Below are 17,574 nucleotides of genomic sequence, written 5' to 3'. Positions count from 1 at the left end.
AAACGCCGCCATCTGATCGTGTCAGACGGCGGCGTGATCTCGAACGACCTGTAACCCTTTCGGGCGACGATCAGCCCTTGTTCTTGTTGTAGACGTCGAAGAACACGGCGGCGAGTAGAACCAGGCCCTTGACGAGCTGCTGGTAGTCGATGCCGAGGCCCATGATCGACATGCCGTTGTTCATGACGCCCATGATGAACGCGCCGATGACCGCACCGGTGATCTTGCCGACGCCGCCGGAGGCCGAGGCGCCGCCGATGAAGCAGGCCGCGATGACGTCGAGCTCGAAGCCGACGCCGGCCTTCGGGGTCGCGGAGTTCAGACGGGCCGCGATGATCATGCCGGCAAGGGCTGCGAGCACACCCATGTTCACGAAGGTCAGGAAGGTCAGGCGCTCGGTGTTGATGCCCGAGAGCTTCGCGGCCTTCTCGTTACCGCCCATGGCGTAGATGCGCCGGCCGATGGTCGAACGCGTGGTGATGAAAGTGTAGAGCGCGATGAGCAGCGCCATGACGATCAGTACGTTCGGGAAGCCGCGATAGGTCGACAGCTGGAAGCCGAGAAAAATCGCGACGACGCCGATGATGGCCATCTGGATCGCGAAGAACACGAAGGGCTCGTTCTCCGTACCATGCTTGTCATTGTTGCTGCGGTCCTTCAGGCCGAAATAGACGGCGAGGCCGACGAGGACGATGACCGCAACCAGCGCGAAGAGGTTGGTGACGATGGCCGGGTTGGGGTTCGCAAACCAGAGCAGGTCGGGAACGAAGCCCGTGGACAGGATCTGGAATTCCTTCGGAAACGGGCCGATCGGACGGTTCTGTAGGATGAGGTAGGTCAGGCCGCGGAACACGAGCATGCCAGCCAGCGTCACGATGAAGGACGGGATCTTCTGGTAGGCGACCCAGTATCCCTGGGCTGCGCCGACGAGACCGCCGAGCACCAGGCAAAGGGGCACCACGAGCGAATAGTGAATGCCCCATTTCACCATCATGACGGCCGAAAGGCCGCCGGTAAAGGCGACGATGGACCCGACCGAGAGGTCGATATGGCCGGCGACGATGATCAGCAGCATGCCCAGCGCCATGATGACGATGAACGAGTTCTGCAGGATCAGGTTGGTGATGTTGACGGGGCGGAACAGCACACCGCCGGTGACGAACTGGAAGAACAACATGATGACGACGAGCGCGACCAGAAGGCCGTATTCGCGTATGTTGGCTTTCAGATAGGCGCCGACGGACGGCTTGTTTGTTGGTGCGCTGGTTTCAAGGACCATTAGTGCTTCTCCCCGGAGCGCATGATGGCTCGCATGATGGATTCCTGGCTGGCTTCACCCTTGGGGAGCTCCGCGACGATGCGACCTTCGTTCATGACGTAGATGCGATCGCAGGTTCCCAGAAGCTCCGGCATCTCGGATGAGATCATGAGAATGCCTTTGCCCTCGGCAGCCAGCTGGTTGATGATGGAATAGATTTCGTATTTCGCACCGACGTCGATGCCGCGTGTCGGCTCGTCGAGGATGAGGATTTCGGGATTGGTGAACAGCCACTTGGACAGAACGACCTTCTGCTGGTTGCCGCCCGAGAGGTTCACTGTTTCCTGGTAGATCGAATGCGAGCGGATGCGCAGGCGCTTGCGATAGTCGGTGGCGACCTCGCGCTCGCGGTGTCCGTCGATCACGCCGCCATTGGCGACAGCCGGCAGGTTGGCGAGCGTCGTGTTGTGCATGATGTTGTTGTTCAGCACGAGGCCCAGATGCTTGCGGTCCTCGGTGACATAGGCAAGACCCGCCTCGATCGCCTTCTGGATGGTGCTCACATCGACCGGCTTGCCGTGCATCAGCACGTCACCGGTAATCTTGTGGCCCCACGAGCGACCGAAGATGCTCATCGCCGTCTCGGTCCGTCCGGCGCCCATCAGCCCGGCAATGCCGACGACTTCGCCGGCGCGAACCGTGAAGTTCACGTCATGCAGGAACTGCCGGTCGCGGTGGTGCTGGTGATAGACGTTCCAGTTCTTCACCTCCAGCAGCGTATTGCCGATCTTCGGCTCGCGCGGTGGATAGCGGTCGTCCATGTCGCGCCCGACCATGCCTTTGATGATCCGGTCTTCGCCGATATCCTCGTTGTGGCAGTCGAGCGTTTCCACCGTGCCGCCATCGCGCAGGATGGTGATCTTGTCGGCGACCGTCTTGATCTCGTTCAGCTTGTGCGAAATGATGATCGAGGTCATGCCCTGCTTGCGGAATTCCATCAGCAGGTGAAGCAGGGCTGCCGAATCCGTCTCGTTGAGCGACGCGGTCGGCTCGTCGAGGATCAGCAGGCGCACCTTCTTCGACAGCGCCTTGGCGATTTCCACCAACTGCTGCTTGCCGACGCCGATATCGGTGATCAGCGTTGCAGGCGATTCCTTCAGGCCGACCTTGGCGAGAAGCTCGCGCGTGCGGGCGAATGTTTCTTTCCAGTCAATGACGCCCTTGGTCGCCACCTCGTTGCCGAGAAAGATATTTTCCCCGATCGAGAGCAGCGGAACGAGCGCCAGTTCCTGGTGAATGATGATGATACCGAGATGCTCGCTGTCGGAGATGTCCTTGAACTGCCGAACCGAGCCGTCGTAAACGATGTCCCCGTCATAGCTGCCGGCGGGATAGACGCCGCTGAGCACCTTCATCAGGGTCGATTTGCCGGCACCGTTCTCACCCACGAGCGCGTGGATCTCGCCCTCGCGAACCTTGAGATTGACGTTGTCGAGCGCTTTCACGCCAGGAAACGTCTTGGTGATGCCCCGCATTTCGAGAATGTATTTGTCCATGTCAGGCGTTCCAGTGGCCGTCCGTCGTGTGATGAGGTGGGACCGGCCGAGGGTCAGGCTCCCCATATGCCAAAAGGGTCCGCGACGGGTATCGCGGACCCCATGATAGCGTGATCGCTTAGTTGTCGATCTGCTCGGCTGTGTAGTAGCCGGCGCCGACCAGAACGTCCTTGGCATTGGTCTTGTCGACGGCAACCGGCTTCAGCAGGTAGGCCGGGACGACCTTGACGCCGTTGTCGTAGGTCTTGGTGTCGTTGATCTGGGGCTCCTTGCCGCTGATCACGGCATCGACCATGCCAACGGTAACCTTGGCCAGTTCACGCGTGTCCTTGAAGATCGTGGAGTACTGTTCGCCAGCCATGATCGACTTGACCGAAGGCAACTCGGCGTCCTGGCCGGTGACGATCGGCATCGGCATGTCGCCGGAGCCGTAGCCAACGCCCTTCAGGGCCGAGATGATGCCGATCGAGAGACCGTCATAGGGGGAGAGAACGCCATCGACCTTTGCGTCCGTGTAGGTCGAGGACAGCAGGTTTTCCATGCGGGCCTGTGCAACGGCACCGTCCCAACGCAGCGTACCGACCTGTTCCATGCCAACCTGGCCGGACTTGACGACGATCTTCTTGGCGTCGATCAGCGGCTGGAGAACGGACATCGCGCCATCGTAGAAGAAGAAGGCGTTGTTGTCGTCCGGGGAGCCGCCGAAGAGTTCGACGTTCTTCGGCTCGGTCGCACCGTCCAGCTTCAGGCCGTTGACGAGCGTCGTTGCCTGGAGAACGCCGACCTGGAAGTTGTCGAACGTCGCGTAGTAGTCGACGTTGCCGCTGTCGCGGATCAGGCGGTCGTAAGCGATGACCTTGACGCCGGCTTCGTGAGCCTTGGCGAGAATGTCGGAGAGCGTCGTGCCGTCGATGGCGCCGATGACGAGAACCTTGGCACCCTTGGTGACCATGTTTTCGATCTGGGCAAGCTGGTTCGGGATATCGTCGTCAGCAAACTGCAGGTCTGCCGTGTAGCCGGCTTCCTTGAACAGCTTTTCCATGGTCTCGCCGTCCGAGATCCAGCGGGTCGAGGTCTTGGTCGGCATGGAAATGCCAACGGTGCCCTTGTCCTGCGCGAAAGCCGGGAAGGCGAAGGACGCGACGCCGATGGCGGCAGCGGCCAGAAGTGATGTAACCAATTTCATAAGGTCTCTCCCTGGAGTGTTGACCGCGCCGGCCTGGAGCCGTCGCGATATGTGCGGCGCTGGACGCACCCGGAACATCGTTCCAGGGTGGAGGGAAAATGGATGAAGAAATCCCCCCGGCTTTAACCTCCGCAAGCGCCGGCGCACACGGCGGCAAACTGGAATCAAACTCCATAACTGTCAAATACAATATTCGTGTAGGCGCATATTTTTTTTGGTATAATAAACGAAAAGAATGTGATTTTTAGCACGATGAGGACCTGGGAGGGTGACGCCACGTGGAAGATACGGAAAATCAAGGGCTTGTACCTTTTGGTCCATCAGCGCGCAATGTTTTCAAGTCGGGTTTGAAGCTCGTCCACCTGCATCTGATCCTCGCGATCGAAGATCGGGGCCAGATCAGTGCCGCTGCCGAGGCCTTGGGCATCTCGCAACCGGCAGCTTCACGCATGCTCGGAGAAATCGAATCGATCCTGCGGGCACCCCTTTGCGAGCGCGTGGCGCGAGGCGTCGAACTCACGCCCTACGGCAAGGCGCTCGCCCGACGCGCGCGCACCATCTTCCTCGAACTTCGTGAAACCGCCCGCGAGATCGGCGAGCTGAAGACGGGCCGTGGCGGCTCGGTCTCGCTCGGCTCGGTCACGGGCCCTGCCCTGCATCTCGCCGTGCCCGCCATGCACCAGGTGACGACGGCCTATCCCGGCATCGAGATCAGCATCCAGGTGGAGAACAGCAACGTGCTGATCCGCGAGCTGATGGCAGCGCGCCACGATTTCGTCATCGGCCGTATTCCCGACGATATCGATCCTCGCCAGTTCGACCTTGTGGAAATCGGCTCGGAAGACGTCTGTCTCATCGTCCGCGAGGGCCATCCTCTGCTCGAAAAGCCGGTCATCGTGCACGAGGACCTGCCGGGCTACGACTGGGTGTTCCAGCCGGCCGGCACGCTGCTGCGGCGATCCGTGGAGGATAGTTTTCTGACGAGCGGCGTGCCGCTGCCGACCACGACGATCAACACGTCCTCGATCATCCTGACTCTTTCCATCGTGCGCAACACCAATGCGATTGCGCCCGTGGCCAAGGACGTGGCGGAACTGGTGGCCAGTAACGGAACGTCCATCGGCGAGATCCGCATCCTCCCGATCGATTTCGCCATCACCATCCGCCCCTACAGCCTTATCACGCCCCGCGGTCGCGAACTGCCGCCGAGCGCCAAGCTCCTCTACGACCTGATCCTTCAAGAAAGCAAAGGCTGACAGGCGTCCGCTTTCGGCATGGACAGGCTTACGCAATCCTGTCGTGCTTGGCTTGCGAGGAAGACAATCCGCTGCGCCACATCAGCGTGCAGCCCCAGCCGGAAGGGACGGGTATGTTCGGCAAATCGCTCTTCCAGTCCGTGCTTGAGCGCATAGAGGCGGAAGACCCGCGGGAAGATGCCGAGGCAACCCCGCGTTCAGGCATCGCAGGCTTCAATGCGGGCCTCGCCTTCGATACAGAACGCGCCGCCGGCGGCGATGCCGTGCGACAAGCCTATGCCGATATGGATGAAGCGGTGAGCGCTGCGCCGGAACCGCCGCTTCCGCGACCCGCTCCGGTTCTCCGAGCGGCAAAGCCCCTGCCCCGGCAACGCCCCGCCCACCTCGACCGGCTGACACCCGCTCAGGTCGCCGAAGATCTTGAGCTCTCGAATGCCGACACGCCGGTAACGCTCGCGGAAAAGCGCCGGGCTTTCGCCAACCGTAACCATCCGGATCGCCACGCGCCGGACGATAGAGAGGCAGCGACGACGCGGATGACGATCGCCAACATGCTGGTGGACGAAGCATTGCGCCGGCTGAAGCGCGGCCTGCCGATCGGCATGACACCACAGCGCCCCCGATAGAGCGCGCCTCGAGCTTTGAACGTCAGACCTTCGGCTCGTCCTTCGACAGCGCGTCGGGATCTGCGAGCGGCTGCGTATCGACGGCCGTCGCCTGCGGCACGACCTCGGTCGATGGCGTCGTCGGCTTGAAGAACACGATCAGCGTGGCCGAGGTATAGGCGGTGACGGCCAGGAAGATCATGCCCCAGGTCGAGGCGCCGTTCCAGAACTCGACCGCCGTCCAGAGCGCGCAGCTCCCGACGATCAGCAGCCGCCTCCAGAGAGGACGATAGAAAGGATGATCCGGGTCGATGAACTTCTGCATGCGTCCTCTTGGATGACCAAACGTCTGCCGAGCGCGCCATATCACGGGATCGCGTCGCTCTGCGCAGATGACATGCGCAAAAAACATCGCAAGCGCAAGGGTACCGGCTTGACGGGTAGGAAGAAGACGGAATAAAAATTCCAAAAATTAATCCAGATCAATGTTTCGTTCCGGAGGACTCGACATCGATCAGGACGACGCGACGCCTCGGGAGGAGACGGCGTTGCCGGCACTTCCCCTCCTCGACATGCCTGATCCGCCGTGAGCGGATCGCCAAGCGCTTCCAGCGGAGTGAGCGCATCATTCCGCGTCCTCTTGGCTCTCGGGCCGAGCTATCGAAAGTGGTAACATGACTGTGAGATTTGGTCTCCTCGGCGCCGGCCGTATCGGCAAGGTTCATGCCAAGGCCGTCAGCAGCGATGCTCATGCGCGCCTCGTGGCTGTTGCCGATGCGTTTCCCGCGGCCGCACAGGCGATTGCCGACAGCTACGGCTGCGAGGTCCGCACCATCGAGGCGATCGAGGCGGCCGACGATATCGACGCCGTCGTCATCTGCACGCCCACCGATACCCATGCCGACCTGATCGAACGCTTCGCCCGCGCCGGCAAGGCGATCTTCTGTGAAAAGCCGATCGATCTCGACGTCGGGCGCGTGCGCGATTGCCTGAAGACGGTCGCCGAGACGGACGGCAAGCTGATGGTGGGCTTCAACCGCCGCTTCGACCCGCATTTCATGGCCGTGCGCCAGGCCATCGATGACGGCCGCATCGGCGATGTGGAAATGGTGACGATCATCTCGCGCGATCCCGGCGCCCCGCCGGTCGATTACATCAAGCGCTCCGGCGGCATCTTCCGCGACATGACCATCCACGACTTCGACATGGCGCGCTTCCTGCTTGGCGAAGAGCCGACCATCGTCACGGCCCATGCCGCTGTGCTGGTCGATCCCGATATCGGCACCGCCGGCGATTATGACAGCGTATCCGTGATCCTCGAAACGGCCACCGGCAAGCAGGCGATCATCTCGAACTCGCGCCGCGCGACCTATGGCTACGACCAGCGCATCGAAGTGCACGGCTCCAAGGGCGTCGTCTCGGCGGAAAACCAGCGCGCCGTCTCGATCGAGATTGCCAATGGCGACGGCTACACACGCCCGCCCCTGCACGATTTCTTCATGACCCGCTATACCCAGGCCTATGCCAACGAGATCGCGAGCTTCATCTCCGCCATCGAGACCGGCACGCCGATCACACCCTCCGGCGCGGACGGCCTCGCCGCGCTCGCACTCGCGGAAGCCGCGCTGCGTTCCGTCAAGGAAAAGCGCCAGATCGCCGTCGAGATCTGAGCTCAAGCGGCCCTCACCCCCAGGGAAGCCATCAATAGGTCTTCGGCAGGGCGTCCAGTTCCGCAAGGAATGTCTGTGCGCTCTGCCGCGTCTCCCGCTTCTTCTCCGGACTCATCCGCGCCCATGCGGCATAGACAGGCCCCAGCCGGTGATTGCCCTTCAGCTTGTCCGCGTTGCGGTCGAGGAAATCCCAGTAGAGCGCATTGAACGGACAGGCATCCTTCCCCGTCTTTTTGCGCACGTCGTAGGCACAGCCTTCGCAATAGTCCGACATGCGGTTGATGTAGTTGCCCCCCGCGGCATAGGGCTTCGACCCGAGAAAGCCGCCATCGGCAAACTGGCTCATGCCGATGACGTTCGGCAGTTCCACCCATTCATAGGCATCCGCATAGACCTCAAGATACCACTGGTGGATCTCGAGCGGCCGGACGCCGGCCAGCATGGCGAAATTCCCCGTGATCATCAGCCGCTGGATATGGTGGGCATAGGCATTGTCGCGCGTCTCCGTGATCACCTGTCGCAGGCAGGCCATGCGTGTCTCGGCCGTCCAGTAGAAATCCGGCAGCGCACGATCGGCCTCCAGAAAATTCATCTCCCGGTAGTCCGGCATCTTCAGCCAGTAGACGCCGCGAATATACTCCCGCCAGCCGATGATCTGGCGGATGAAGCCTTCCACCGCATTCAGCGGCGCGTCGCCGGCAAGATAGACGGCCTCTGCCCGCCGACAAAGATCCAGCGGATCGAGCAACCCGGCATTGAGGTAGAACGACAGCAGCGAATGGCTGAGCACGGGATCGCCCGAGAGCATGGCATCCTGCCGCTCCCCGAACCGCGCCAGGTGATCGACCATGAACCTGTCCCGCAGCGTCTCCGCCTGCGCTCGGCTGACGGCGAAGTCGAAGCCTTCGAGCCGCCCGAAATGCGCGCCGAACCGCCGCCCGACAAGCTCCAGCACGTCCTTGGTGATCGCATCCGGTTTGAACCCCTTGCGCGGCTGCGAGAACAGATCGAGCGTCGCGGGTTTGCGGTTGTCGGCGTCGAAGTTCCAGCGCCCGCCGGCCGGCGTGTTGCCCTCCATCAGCAGCCCGGTCTTCACCCGCATCTCCCGATAGAACGTCTCCATCCGCAACTGCCGCCGCCCGCCGGCAAAGGCTGCGAATTCGGACCGGGAACAGAGAAACCGCGTGTCGTCGCGGATTTCGACCGGAACGTTGAACGCCCGCTGCCAGCCGTCCATCATCTCCAGCACGCGGAACTCGCCCGGTTCTGTCACGATGACACGGTCCGGCCGCAGATCCGAGACGGCACGACCGACCTCACCGCCGAACGAGCCGCTATTCCCTTCGTCCTCCAGGTGCACATACCGCACCGTCAGCCCGCTCGCCCTGAGATCCTCGGCAAAGTGACGCATGGCGGAGAAGAGAAAGGCGATCTTCTTCGGATGATGCCGCACATATTGCGCCTCCTCCATAATCTCGCACATCAGCACCACATCATCCGCCGATGCCTCGGCGAGGCTCGACATCTCCGGCGATAGCTGATCGCCGAGGATGAGGATCAGGTTGCGAACGTTGTCACCGCTCATCGCACATCCCCTCCCGCCATCTGCGGCGTACGCGATGCCGCCGCTACCATGCGATCTCCGTCCCGTCATAGGCGAAGAATTGCCCCGTCTGCGCCGGCGAAAGGCCATCGACGACAGCGAGAAGCGCAGAGGCCGCCTGCGCTGGCGAAACCTTTTGGGCGTGCCGCCCATGCAGGGCCGTCAGGCTTGTTTCCACCGTGCCAGGATGCAGGGACACGACGACGCTCTCAGGGCATGTGCGGGAGATCTCGATCGCCGCCGTCCGAACGATCTGGTTGAGCGCAGCCTTCGCCGAACGATAGGATATCCACCCTCCGAGCCTGTTGTCGCCGATGGACCCCACCCGCGCCGAAAGCGTCGCGAACACGCAGCGCCGATCCCGTGGCAGCAGAGGCGCAAAATGCTTGATCAGCAGCGCCGGCCCGATCGCGTTCACCGCAAACTGCCGCGCCATGACGGCGGGATCGATCGCCCGGATCGTCTTCTCCGGTCCATGCCCGTCGATCTCCAGCGCTCCGGTCGCATCGAACACCAGATCCACCGATCCCATCCGCTCCGAAACGCCAAGTGCGGCAGCCCGCACAGACCCCTCCTCCGTCACATCCATCCCGTCATCCCGCCGCGATAGCCCGACCGCCTCACCACACATCGGATCACCCTCAAGCGCCGCCAGAACCGCAGCCCCGATCCCGCCGCTGGCCCCGAGAACCACCGCCCGATACCCTTCCCGAAACCCCCGCATCCCGTCCTCCCGGCCACACCTGCGCCGTTGACCCACCAGCAGGCCCGTCATCCAAATCCGAGAACATCTACGCCCCACGCCCCCAACCGGATCTCCACCGCCACCTCACCAAACCCACCCCACCTGATTTTCCACCAATCCCCCTCTTCCCCATTGATGCCGACCCAAACCTAAGCTATGAACCCCTCATCCACCCGGCAAAGCCGGTTGCTGCACCCGTAGCTCAGCTGGATAGAGTGTTGGATTCCGATTCCAAAGGTCGCAGGTTCGAATCCTGCCGGGTGCGCCATTTCCCTTTCCTAATTTATTGTATTCATTTCCATTTTGGTGATAAAACTACTTATACGGGGACAACGCTCCCGCAAACGCGCTGATCAAAACGACCAATCCTGAAATGACCAATGGCCAGATCGATATGCCATCGACAAGATGAAGCACTACCGGATCGTGGATAGCGGCGATGCGCTGGACAAGGGTATCGGCTGCATAACCGTCGAGCGCTACAAATGGCTTGCAGAGGAGCTAATAACAGCGAAACTGTTCAAGCCGGATACCGATTACACCAAGGCCTTCGACACCCGCTTTTCCTGCAAGGGCGTGGGTCTGAGCTTGAAGACATCGTAGTCCGCTCGGAGAGGCTTTACAGAAGCCGGTCGCGAAACTTAATTTTTGCGACCGGATTTCACGAACAGGCATGGGATGTAGGTTTCCTGCAGCTAACAGGATCAGTTTATAGTAATTTAGCCGTTCCTGCGCCGTCTTTATTATCGGGACCCAATTTTAATGGACAGGATACTTTTCTCTCTTCCGGTGCATGATCGGCCGGATATTGTTCGCGATCAGATTGAGAACATTAATTACTTCTGCCCTGGATCTTTAATCTGCCTGCATGTGGCCGAGGGCGCCGCTGCAAGTCGTGATGAATTCGCGCGTGGCTGCGATTTCGAAAACGTCGTTCTCAACCCTCATTCTCTTGGTTTCACCCTGTCCGATGGACTTATGCACACGCATGTCAGCAATTTCCTGCATATGCTCGATACGGGGCTTCCCTTCGACAAGGTCGTGCTGATCTCTTCTGATGAAATGCTCGTCAAAGACGGTCTTGGTGACTATGTTTCCAGATACCCGCTTGGCGTACATGCCGAGGTTCTCGATCTCGCCACCGACTGGGGCGTGTTCAATCCGGAGCTTTTGCAGACTGCCGCAATGCAGGGGTTTTTGAAGACACTCGGGCTTCCCCTTTTTTTCGGCGGTCAGGCAGAAGGGCAGTTTTTCAGCAAAAGTATCTTCGGCCTGTTGACGAAGCTCTTCATGGAAAACTTCCCGATGAAGCCTTGTGGCTTTCCAACCGAGCAGGTTATCGGGCCAACCATGGCCGCTCGATATTTCGTGACCCATACCAATGGCGTACCGCCGGTCACACTTTCAAACAAATCCAACCCCCTGGTCATCTCGGACGAGGTCATCGCACAGGTCCGAAGCGGCAAGGGTACCATCTTTGCGAAACGACGCCCGGGTGCGCTACGGTCTCCTCATATAGGTGCATCTGTGCTGAAAGGCGTTTTCAGCGTCACGCATGTTCCCCGTGAGGATTGCGATCTTCGCCGACATATTCGCAGTCTGATGATCCAGGACGCAACGCGATGATATTGTTTTCTCTTCCCGTACATGAAAAGCCTGAAATCGTTCGGGATCAGGTCGAAAATATCCGCTATTTTTGCCCTGAGGCTCTCATTTGCATCCACGTTTCCTCCGGTGCTACGGTCGACAAGGACGAATTCCGCCGTCAGTGCGATCTGGAAAACGTTTTCGTCAATCCCAGTTCCTATGAGACCATCTGGTGTGAAGGACTGATGCATACGCATGTCAGTAACTTCCTCCATGCTCTCGAACAGGGACGCCGCTTCGATAAAGTCGTGCTGCTCTCCTCCAACGAATTGCTGGTGAAACCCGGACTTGCCGCTTACGTGGCAGACTATTCGATCGGCAGCCAGACCGAGATCTATGACACAGCCACTGACTGGGGATCGTTCCGTTCGGACGTGCTGAGTGCGATCCCGATGCGCAAGTTCCTGTCAAGGCTCGATATGAAGGGTTATTTTGGCGGACAAGCGGAAGGGCAGTTCTACGATACGAAGATCTTTGCGCATATCACCAGGATGTTCATCGATCACTTTCCAATGGCACCGTGCGGCTTCCCCAGCGAGGAAGTTATTCCGCCGACCATTGCAGCCCATTATGCCATGAATGGTATGGACGCAGCCTTACCGATAACGTTCTGCGACTACTGCACGAACCTCGCCATCTCAACCGAGATCATCGATCAGATCAGAGCGGGTACAGGGACAGTTTACGCCCGCCGTTATCTCAAGGCCTTGCGGTCCCCTCACATGGGCATCTGCTCGATGCCGGGCGTCTTCAGCGTCAAGCGCATTCCCCGTGAAGACTGCGATCTGCGCCGCTATGTGCGCAGCCTGATGGTTTGATTGCCATATGACCGACCAGCGCCATCGGCTGCGCCGGGTTGGCCGCAAGCATTCATTGCGATATCGGACAAGAATGCCAACAAACGCCGCAAAGTATGGAAGGGGGACAATGGCATCGATCCGACCGGTCAACAATGACGACGTTGAGCATCTTTCGGAAATTGAGAGGTCTGCCGCGCAAATCTTTCGGAAATGGCCCGGATTGGAGTGGCTGGCGGAGGGAGATGTAATGTCCGCAGAGAGGCATCTTGAACTGGCGCGACACTATTTCAGTTGGGTTGCCGTTGATGAAGACGACTTTCCGACTGGCTTCTTGCGCGCCGAACGCGCGGGTGATGAGATGCACATCTGGGAAATATCCGTTTCCGCGAACCGTCAGGGCGAGGGCATGGGTTTGGCATCACTCCAGAAAGCTATCGCCGAAGCGCGAGACACACGTTTTTTGGCGGTTACTCTCACGACATTCTCCGAGGTGCCTTGGAATGCGCCATTCTACCAGCGGCTGGGCTTCCAGAAATTAGCAGCCGACGATGTCGGGAAGAGATTGAACGGGCTTCTTCAAGTGGAGGTTGATCATGGCCTGCCGATTGCTCAGCGATGCGCGATGCGCCTCATGCTTTGACAATATATGGCCGTGACCGAGGTCTGTTTAGGGCCGACAGCAGACGTTAGTTGGCAGCGACGGTCGCTAGCCACAAGCGTGCCAACGTAACGTCCGCATTGTGACGTGCCCATCCATGCCCGGCATCTATGACATGCAGCGAGACGACAGCCCCAGCCTGTGTAAATTGTTTAGCGAGGACGGCAGCGTCGTCATGGCGTCGGCGCTCGTCGTGCTTTCCTGCTACGATCAGGATCGGTTTCGCCGGCATATCTGGGAAACTGAAATTCGGGGACAGCGGTTCGGGGCGCATGAGAACTGCCCCTGCGAACCTCTCAGGAACGACCGACATTAACGCTTCGGCAAATATCGCCCCGCTGGAATATCCCACCACAATGACCTCACCTGATGTGGGCAGATCCACCTCGACCTCTTGCGAAACCCACTTCGTCGCCAGATCCAGCACCTCGGTGACAATAATGCTGCGATCAGAGCGGCGCTTAAAGAAGGTGAAGCCGTCTGCCTGTGCAAATGTGCCCCGAGGGGCAATTATGCGCGCCTGAGGTGCCAGCTGGTGACAGAATTCACTCAAATCAGTCTCGTCTCGGCCTGAGCCATGGAGCGCGAGAATTGTTAGCATAGCTTGTTTCCAGCGTCGTATGCGAGCAACCGATCAAACCCGACACCGAGCCTACCAAGGCCTTCGATACCTGCTTCTCCTGCAAGAGCGTCGGTCTCGACCTTACCCCGGAGCATCGAGCCGCCGAAGTTCAGGACAAAAAAACCGGCCGAGCGAACGCGGCCGGTTTTCGGGTTGAAGGGCTTTGAGCCTCAGGCGGCGTAGCGCTGGTGGGTGTTGGAGGAGCGGCCACCGAGGGTAAAGTGGGAGATCAGTTCGCGCAGGCGGGCGCTTTCGCTGGCGAGTGTGCTTCCGGCGGCGCTGGTTTCTTCCACCATGGCGGCGTTCTGCTGCGTTACCTGGTCCATCTGGTTGACGGCGATGTTGACCTCGGCAAGGCCGGTCGACTGCTCGCGGGCCGAGGTGGCGATGGCCTCCATGTGGCCGTTGATCTCGATCACATGCGCCTCGATCGTCTTCAGCACGTCGCCAGTGTCGCGCACCAGCTTGACGCCGCTTTCGACTTCGGCCGTGGAATTGCGAATGAGATCCTTGATTTCCTTGGCGGCTTTGGCCGACCGCTGCGCGAGTTCCCGGACTTCCTGCGCGACGACGGCAAAGCCGCGGCCGGCTTCTCCGGCCCGCGCCGCCTCGACGCCGGCGTTCAGCGCCAGCAGGTTCGTCTGGAAGGCGATTTCGTCGATCACGCCGATGATCGAGGAGATCTGGCTCGACGAATGTTCGATACGGCCCATGGCGGTCACGGCCTCGGCAACGACTTCGCCCGATCGGGACGCGCTCTTGTTGGCGTGCGACGCCACTTCGCGGGCCTCGTTGGTGCGCATGGAGGACTGACCGACATTCGCGGTGATCTGGTCGAGTGCGGCGGCCGTCTCCTCGAGCGAGGCCGCCTGCTGCTCGGTGCGGCGCGAGAGGTCGTTGGCGCTTTCGCTGACTTCGCGGGCTCCGTTGTCGATCTGGTCGGCAGCCAGGGCAACGGCGCCGAGCGTCTCGTCGAGCTGGGAGACGGCTGCATTCAGGTCGTGGCGGAGAGCTTCGAAATCCGGGGCGAAGGGCACATCGAGACGGAAGGAGAGATCGCCGGCCGCCAGACGGCGCAGGCCGTCCGCAAGGCTCGATGTCGCCTGATCGAGACGCGCCTGCGCGGCACGTTCGGCCTCGGCCGAATGACGCTCACGGTCGGCCTCGGCGGTGCGCCGCAGGGATTCGGCCTGGTTCTGGAGCTCCTTATTGCTCACAGCTGCAGCCCGGAAGACTTCGACCGCGCTGGCCATCTGGCCGATTTCGTCGGAGCGCTGGGCGTAGGGAATCGCACTGTCGGTGTCGCCCTTGGCAAGGCCTGTCATCGCGGTCGTGATCGCGTGGATCGGGCTGGCGATCCCGCGCAGGATGTAGAGCGTCGAGGCGATCAGAAGGGTCGCGACGATGCCGATCAGGATGAAGGTCAGCACGGTTGCGTCGGCCGAGGTCGCATGCATGAGGTTCGTGGACTCGGTCACCTGCGTGGTGTTTTCGACGATCAGTTCGTCGAGACCCGTCTCTGCGGGTGTGATGATGCCACCCATGGATTCGAGCATGCCGTTAGCCTGCTGGAAATTGCCCACCTTGGCGAGCGCGATCATGTCATCGCCGGCCTTGCCGTAGGCGGCGAGGCTGTCCGTCACGCGCTGCAGAAGCGCGCGCTCGGAATCGGAACCGATGTAAGGCGTGTAGACCTCCACAGCACGCTGGATACGGAGGCGCGCTTCGCTCAGAAGCGCTTCAGCCTTTTTCGTCGCTTCCGGCGTCAAAGCCGCGAGATACTGGAAATAGCCGAGCCGCATGGACACGAGCTCGATGCGGATATCCTTGACGGCCGAGACGGCCGGAAACACGTCCGTGACGACATTGTCCGAAATCGCTCGCGTTTTTGACAGCGATTGCAGCGTCACGACGGAGAAAATCGCCGTGAGGACGGCGATGGCGGCGAAGATGCCGATAAGCGATGTACGGATGGATGGCCTTGTCACGAAACACCTATAATGGACGGACGCACATCCGCCCGGCCATCATGACCAGGGAAGCGCAACGGCACCGACCTACATCGCGGCGTTTGGCGGCAGTATGCTGTTCAACCCTTAAGTTTAGGTAACGCAGGATTTTCTAATATTAGAATTATCTGTTTTTCTGCAGCATCCTCCGAAGCAGGCAAAGCCTGACCGCCGGAATGCACGAGAAGCGGCAAAACGATACTAAATACGTACACTCAACGGCCCGATAGGCGGCTGGCCGTTTCCGCCTCCTTGCCGGCACCCGCAGCACCGACAATGGCGAGGTAGATTAGAGCGCCGACCAGGGTCAGCGGCCAGAATACGTAGGCAAGAATGGTCAGCGGCCAACTTGCATTGCGAAAGTCTCCGCTTTCGTAGAAGGCCATTGCAACGAGGGCCAGAACGACAAGACAGCCGAACCACATCCACGCCATCATCACATAGGAGACGTAGAGAAGCCCCCAGAGAGCCAGCGACATCAGAATGGCGGCTAGAAGCGCCATCAGGCGCAGCGTGGGTCGAAACCCGTATCGACGATGTCGCATGCCTGCAAACCTCCGGCCACGCGGATGAAGCCGCCGGCAAAATATAAGTCACGGCTATCACAGTGCACACGGCCGGCAACAGACGCAAGCCTTGTCTAAGTTAGTTGACGTTTACCTTAATCGGAGAAACGGCGGCAAAAGCTTGGGCAGCGCTGAGCCTTCGCATACAACCCGGCACATGCCGAAGACAGCACCTTCACGTTGCGATAAATGCGCTTGGCAACGACATCGTGCGCTTTAAGCTTGCGTCCTTGCCCGGCCTCCTATTATTTAAGTCAGCGTTGACGAACTTACCGGGAACACCGATGCCAGCCTGGATCTTCTCCTGCGAATTCTCTCTTCTCGGATGGGCCGCACGTCGGCCGGACGAGGTGTCACGTTTCGCCCCGACGCTGCGCATCTTGGCGCTGGCTTTCGCCGTCTTCCTGTCGCTGGCCGCCTGGGCCCTCATCATCGCCGTTATCGTCTGGCTCATTCCCTGAGCATTGGATCCAAGGCCCGATCAGCGTCGAGGGATATTGAGAACGCGACGAGAGGCATGAGTGCGCACGGTGTCGCAGTCCGCATTCGGGAAGGTATGGTCATCGACGTAAACGCTTGAAAGGCTACCCGCCGGGAAGGATCAGCCTTCGGCAGCCGTGCCGATCAACGTTGTCTCCTCTTCCTTCAACGCTATGCCGCTCAACTGTCGGCGCAGGGACTCGTTCACGAGCCACATGGCCTTGCGGGCGGCAAGTGGCGGAACAAGGCCGCCCTCGCGAATGTTGGAAATACAGTTTCGCTCCGCATCCGAGCGTCCGGGCAACGGCCCATGCGTCAGGTAGACGCCGAGGCTATCGGCCGACGACAAGCCCGGTCGCTCCCCGATCAGCACCAGCACGAGACGCGCCCGCAAAAGCGCGCCGATCTCGTCGCCGACGGCCACGCGCGCGTTCTGGACAAAGGTGACCGGACCGACCGTAAGCCCAGCGCTGCGGAGAAGCGGCAGGAGCGCAGCCAGAAACGGCACGGCATTCACATGCACCGCCGTTGCCGAAAGACCGTCGGCAACGACGATCCCGATATCGACGCCCTCGGCCTGCAAGGCGCCCAGACGCTCCCGATCGTCATCGGCAAGCCGACGTCCGAGGTCGGGCCGCCGGAGATAGGTCATCCGATCCGGTGCAGCACTGCGGACCGAGACGCTCTTGAGGCCGATGGCCTCCAATGCGTTCGCCAGGGTCTTCACGTCGAAGCCCGCATGCACAGCATCGCGGGCTCGGGCATGCGCATAGGCGAACTTCAACACCTCCTCCGTCGGCATAGACGCACCGACGCGGCCGAGGCCCACACGGGCGTCCGTCAGCGCGGTCAGTGCCGTATTCCTGTTCTCCGGCAAACGGACCGCATGGGCGGTTTGAAGATCCTTCGCCAT

General features: G+C 60.5%; 18 protein-coding genes, 1 tRNA gene and 1 pseudogene. 10 read left to right on the top strand and 10 right to left on the bottom strand.

All coding sequences use genetic code 11. The features are described 5' to 3' along the window. Nucleotides 1–70: 70 nt before the first annotated feature. The 3 genes from mmsB to chvE form a co-directional block, all read right to left on the bottom strand. Nucleotides 71–1,279, bottom strand: a complete 1,209-nt coding sequence (gene mmsB / locus C8J33_RS01010) for a multiple monosaccharide ABC transporter permease (protein ID WP_110799399.1) — start codon at nt 1,277–1,279, stop codon at nt 71–73. After that, nucleotides 1,279–2,814: a multiple monosaccharide ABC transporter ATP-binding protein gene (gene mmsA / locus C8J33_RS01005; RefSeq protein WP_132447705.1), complete on the bottom strand. Its 1,536-nt coding sequence runs from the start codon at nt 2,812–2,814 to the stop codon at nt 1,279–1,281. The genes mmsB and mmsA overlap by 1 nt, the downstream gene beginning before the upstream one ends. 118 nt (nt 2,815–2,932) lie before the next feature. Continuing rightward, entirely contained in the window at nt 2,933–4,000 is a 1,068-nt protein-coding gene (gene chvE, locus C8J33_RS01000) for a multiple monosaccharide ABC transporter substrate-binding protein (protein WP_110799401.1), read from the bottom strand. A gap of 98 nt (nt 4,001–4,098) precedes the next feature. Between chvE and C8J33_RS26860 the strand changes: the two genes are divergently transcribed. The 3 genes from C8J33_RS26860 (at nt 4,099) to C8J33_RS00990 (ending at nt 5,882) form a co-directional block, all read left to right on the top strand. Further along, complete coding sequence (locus C8J33_RS26860; protein WP_165906736.1) at nt 4,099–4,248, top strand: hypothetical protein; 150 nt, start codon at nt 4,099–4,101, stop codon at nt 4,246–4,248. A 30-nt stretch (nt 4,249–4,278) separates the two neighbouring features. Then, entirely contained in the window at nt 4,279–5,256 is a 978-nt protein-coding gene (locus C8J33_RS00995) for a LysR family transcriptional regulator (protein WP_110799402.1), read from the top strand. 113 nt (nt 5,257–5,369) lie between these two features. Then, on the top strand, nt 5,370–5,882 hold the full coding sequence (locus C8J33_RS00990) for a hypothetical protein (RefSeq protein ID WP_132662752.1): 513 nt from the start codon (nt 5,370–5,372) through the stop codon (nt 5,880–5,882). Between the two features lie 22 nt (nt 5,883–5,904). Here C8J33_RS00990 and C8J33_RS27455 read toward each other — a convergent pair whose 3' ends face one another. Continuing rightward, a complete protein-coding gene (locus tag C8J33_RS27455; protein WP_245507029.1) occupies nt 5,905–6,186 on the bottom strand; it encodes a hypothetical protein in 282 nt (93 codons plus the stop codon). A gap of 349 nt (nt 6,187–6,535) precedes the next feature. Here C8J33_RS27455 and iolG point away from each other — a divergent pair, with 349 nt between their 5' ends. Next, nucleotides 6,536–7,531: an inositol 2-dehydrogenase gene (iolG, locus tag C8J33_RS00980; protein ID WP_132662750.1), complete on the top strand. Its 996-nt coding sequence runs from the start codon at nt 6,536–6,538 to the stop codon at nt 7,529–7,531. Nucleotides 7,532–7,562: 31 nt separating this feature from the next. Here iolG and C8J33_RS00975 read toward each other — a convergent pair whose 3' ends face one another. After that, nucleotides 7,563–9,116: a cryptochrome/photolyase family protein gene (locus C8J33_RS00975; RefSeq protein ID WP_132662748.1), complete on the bottom strand. Its 1,554-nt coding sequence runs from the start codon at nt 9,114–9,116 to the stop codon at nt 7,563–7,565. Between the two features lie 43 nt (nt 9,117–9,159). After that, the gene (locus tag C8J33_RS00970) at nt 9,160–9,858 is read right to left on the bottom strand and encodes an SDR family NAD(P)-dependent oxidoreductase (protein ID WP_132662746.1); all 699 of its coding nucleotides are present in this window, start codon (nt 9,856–9,858) and stop codon (nt 9,160–9,162) included. Nucleotides 9,859–10,070: 212 nt separating this feature from the next. Here C8J33_RS00970 and C8J33_RS00965 point away from each other — a divergent pair. The 5 genes and pseudogenes from C8J33_RS00965 (at nt 10,071) to C8J33_RS00945 (ending at nt 12,966) form a co-directional block, all read left to right on the top strand. Continuing rightward, nucleotides 10,071–10,147 (top strand) — tRNA-Arg (locus tag C8J33_RS00965). Nucleotides 10,148–10,192: 45 nt separating this feature from the next. After that, nucleotides 10,193–10,482: pseudogene (locus C8J33_RS00960) on the top strand (ABC transporter substrate-binding protein); the annotation flags it as partial. Nucleotides 10,483–10,641: 159 nt separating this feature from the next. Then, nucleotides 10,642–11,505, top strand: coding sequence for a hypothetical protein (locus C8J33_RS00955; RefSeq protein WP_132662743.1), 864 nt, complete (start codon nt 10,642–10,644; stop codon nt 11,503–11,505). After that, nucleotides 11,502–12,344: a hypothetical protein gene (locus C8J33_RS00950; RefSeq protein WP_132662742.1), complete on the top strand. Its 843-nt coding sequence runs from the start codon at nt 11,502–11,504 to the stop codon at nt 12,342–12,344. Before C8J33_RS00955 ends, C8J33_RS00950 begins: the two co-directional genes overlap by 4 nt. Before the next feature lie 109 nt (nt 12,345–12,453). Next, on the top strand, nt 12,454–12,966 hold the full coding sequence (locus C8J33_RS00945; protein WP_132662740.1) for a GNAT family N-acetyltransferase: 513 nt from the start codon (nt 12,454–12,456) through the stop codon (nt 12,964–12,966). A 46-nt stretch (nt 12,967–13,012) separates the two neighbouring features. Here C8J33_RS00945 and C8J33_RS00940 read toward each other — a convergent pair whose 3' ends face one another. The 3 genes from C8J33_RS00940 to C8J33_RS00930 form a co-directional block, all read right to left on the bottom strand. Then, nucleotides 13,013–13,585, bottom strand: a complete 573-nt coding sequence (locus C8J33_RS00940) for an alpha/beta hydrolase (protein ID WP_132662739.1) — start codon at nt 13,583–13,585, stop codon at nt 13,013–13,015. A gap of 191 nt (nt 13,586–13,776) precedes the next feature. Beyond that, nucleotides 13,777–15,594, bottom strand: a complete 1,818-nt coding sequence (locus C8J33_RS00935) for a methyl-accepting chemotaxis protein (protein WP_110801751.1) — start codon at nt 15,592–15,594, stop codon at nt 13,777–13,779. A gap of 236 nt (nt 15,595–15,830) precedes the next feature. Further along, the gene (locus tag C8J33_RS00930; protein WP_132662738.1) at nt 15,831–16,160 is read right to left on the bottom strand and encodes a hypothetical protein; all 330 of its coding nucleotides are present in this window, start codon (nt 16,158–16,160) and stop codon (nt 15,831–15,833) included. 305 nt (nt 16,161–16,465) lie between these two features. Here C8J33_RS00930 and C8J33_RS26855 point away from each other — a divergent pair, with 305 nt between their 5' ends. Then, nucleotides 16,466–16,642 carry a hypothetical protein gene (locus C8J33_RS26855; RefSeq protein WP_165906830.1) on the top strand — a complete coding sequence of 59 codons (177 nt, stop codon included), beginning with the start codon at nt 16,466–16,468 and terminating at the stop codon, nt 16,640–16,642. A gap of 140 nt (nt 16,643–16,782) precedes the next feature. Here C8J33_RS26855 and eutC read toward each other — a convergent pair whose 3' ends face one another. Continuing rightward, the gene (gene eutC, locus C8J33_RS00925; protein WP_132662737.1) at nt 16,783–17,574 is read right to left on the bottom strand and encodes an ethanolamine ammonia-lyase subunit EutC; all 792 of its coding nucleotides are present in this window, start codon (nt 17,572–17,574) and stop codon (nt 16,783–16,785) included.

Origin of the sequence: Rhizobium sp. PP-CC-3G-465, assembly GCF_004343445.1 — a bacterium.
Classification (GTDB): Bacteria; Pseudomonadota; Alphaproteobacteria; order Rhizobiales; family Rhizobiaceae; genus Ferranicluibacter; species Ferranicluibacter rubi.
This window is presented reverse-complemented; position numbering and strand designations above follow the sequence as displayed.

What these genes read in the sequence shown, in the direction of transcription:
- mmsB (WP_110799399.1), bottom strand. Translation starts at nt 1,279, where the DNA reads ATGGTCCTTGAAACCAGCGCACCAACAAACAAGCCGTCCGTCGGCGCC.
- mmsA (WP_132447705.1), bottom strand. Translation starts at nt 2,814, where the DNA reads ATGGACAAATACATTCTCGAAATGCGGGGCATCACCAAGACGTTTCCT.
- chvE (WP_110799401.1), bottom strand. Translation starts at nt 4,000, where the DNA reads ATGAAATTGGTTACATCACTTCTGGCCGCTGCCGCCATCGGCGTCGCG.
- C8J33_RS26860 (WP_165906736.1), top strand. Translation starts at nt 4,099, where the DNA reads ATGGATGAAGAAATCCCCCCGGCTTTAACCTCCGCAAGCGCCGGCGCA.
- C8J33_RS00990 (WP_132662752.1), top strand. Translation starts at nt 5,370, where the DNA reads ATGTTCGGCAAATCGCTCTTCCAGTCCGTGCTTGAGCGCATAGAGGCG.
- C8J33_RS27455 (WP_245507029.1), bottom strand. Translation starts at nt 6,186, where the DNA reads ATGCAGAAGTTCATCGACCCGGATCATCCTTTCTATCGTCCTCTCTGG.
- iolG (WP_132662750.1), top strand. Translation starts at nt 6,536, where the DNA reads ATGACTGTGAGATTTGGTCTCCTCGGCGCCGGCCGTATCGGCAAGGTT.
- C8J33_RS00975 (WP_132662748.1), bottom strand. Translation starts at nt 9,116, where the DNA reads ATGAGCGGTGACAACGTTCGCAACCTGATCCTCATCCTCGGCGATCAG.
- C8J33_RS00970 (WP_132662746.1), bottom strand. Translation starts at nt 9,858, where the DNA reads ATGCGGGGGTTTCGGGAAGGGTATCGGGCGGTGGTTCTCGGGGCCAGC.
- C8J33_RS00955 (WP_132662743.1), top strand. Translation starts at nt 10,642, where the DNA reads ATGGACAGGATACTTTTCTCTCTTCCGGTGCATGATCGGCCGGATATT.
- C8J33_RS00950 (WP_132662742.1), top strand. Translation starts at nt 11,502, where the DNA reads ATGATATTGTTTTCTCTTCCCGTACATGAAAAGCCTGAAATCGTTCGG.
- C8J33_RS00945 (WP_132662740.1), top strand. Translation starts at nt 12,454, where the DNA reads ATGGCATCGATCCGACCGGTCAACAATGACGACGTTGAGCATCTTTCG.
- C8J33_RS00940 (WP_132662739.1), bottom strand. Translation starts at nt 13,585, where the DNA reads ATGCTAACAATTCTCGCGCTCCATGGCTCAGGCCGAGACGAGACTGAT.
- C8J33_RS00930 (WP_132662738.1), bottom strand. Translation starts at nt 16,160, where the DNA reads ATGCGACATCGTCGATACGGGTTTCGACCCACGCTGCGCCTGATGGCG.
- C8J33_RS26855 (WP_165906830.1), top strand. Translation starts at nt 16,466, where the DNA reads ATGCCAGCCTGGATCTTCTCCTGCGAATTCTCTCTTCTCGGATGGGCC.
- eutC (WP_132662737.1), bottom strand. Translation starts at nt 17,574, where the DNA reads ATGGCGAAGGATCTTCAAACCGCCCATGCGGTCCGTTTGCCGGAGAAC.